The following is a 1,337-nucleotide window of genomic DNA, read 5'->3' on the forward strand; positions in this document are numbered from 1 at the left end:
GCGGGCGAACAGCAGCAGAGCCAGCAGCACCAGCAGGCCCAGCAGCGGGCCACCCTTGAAGCCCAGCTCAGCCAATTTCAGCAGGAGCTGACCAGCACCCAGACTCGCCTCCAGGAGTTGGCCAACGCCCTACCGGCCCAGGATGCCGAAATTGCCCGTCAGCAGCAGGCCCTCAGCGACCTGGAGCAGTCCCAGGCCCACAGCGAGTGGCAACAGGCCCAGACCGCCGTGGGGCAGCTAGAGGCGCAGCTGGGCGATCGCCAGCAGGCCCTCCAGACGGCAGAGCGTCGCCTGCAAGAGCTGCACAACCAGCGTCAGCAGCTCGATCTAGCCCTGCATCAGGCCGAGCAAACCCTGGCCACCCTGGCCCAGCAACAGGGCGATCGCAACCAGCAGCTTACCCAGCTCCAGCAGCAGCAGCAGGGGCTGAACGCCGAGATCGCCCAGCTACGGCAGCAGATGGCCGTCCTCGACCAAACCCTGGCCACCGAAAAAGCCGCCCGCGATGACTTAGAAGGTCGGCTGCGCACCCAGCGCACCCAAACCCAGCAGCAGGAGTGGGAGCGCCAAAAGCTGCTCGAAACCCAGCAGGAACGGCGGCAGCAACTGGCTGAGGCTCAGCAACTGTTAGAGGCCCAGGCGGCAGAGCTGCCCGACCCGCTGCCCGAGATCCCGACTGAGACTGATTTAGAAGCCTTGCGGAAGGAGCTGCGATCGCTCCAGCGCCGCATGGAGGCCATGGAGCCAGTCAACATGCTGGCCCTCGAAGAATACAACCGCACCGAAGAGCGCCTCAGTGAGCTCACCCACAAACTCACCACCCTCGAAGAAGAGCGCACCGAGCTGCTGCTGCGGATCGAGACCTTCACCACCCTGCGTCGCCAAGCTTTTACCGAGGCCTTTGACGCCGTCAACGAAAACTTCAAAACCATCTTTGCTGAGCTCTCCGACGGCGACGGCCACCTTCAGCTCGAAGACCCCGAAGACCCCTTTAATGGCGGCCTCAACCTGGTGGCTCACCCCAAGGGCAAACCGGTGCGGCGACTGGCCTCCATGTCTGGGGGCGAAAAATCTCTCACAGCGCTGAGCTTTATCTTTGCCCTGCAGCGCTACCGGCCCTCGCCCTTCTACGCCTTTGACGAGGTCGATATGTTCCTCGATGGGGCCAACGTCGAGCGGCTGTCGCGCATGATCAAGCACCAGACTGAGCAGGCTCAGTTTATTGTGGTCAGCCTGCGCCGCCCCATGATTGAAGCTGCCCAGCGTACCATTGGCGTTACCCAGGCCCGGGGGGCCTACACCCAGGTGCTGGGCATCGATCTAGAAGCCCAAAGCGC

Annotated in this window: 1 pseudogene; it reads left to right on the top strand. The window is 63.5% G+C overall.

The window, feature by feature from the left end:
• Positions 1 to 1,337: pseudogene (locus IQ254_RS31090) on the top strand (AAA family ATPase); the annotation flags it as partial.

This window comes from Nodosilinea sp. LEGE 07088, from assembly GCF_015207395.1.
Taxonomy (GTDB): Bacteria; Cyanobacteriota; Cyanobacteriia; order Phormidesmidales; family Phormidesmidaceae; genus Nodosilinea.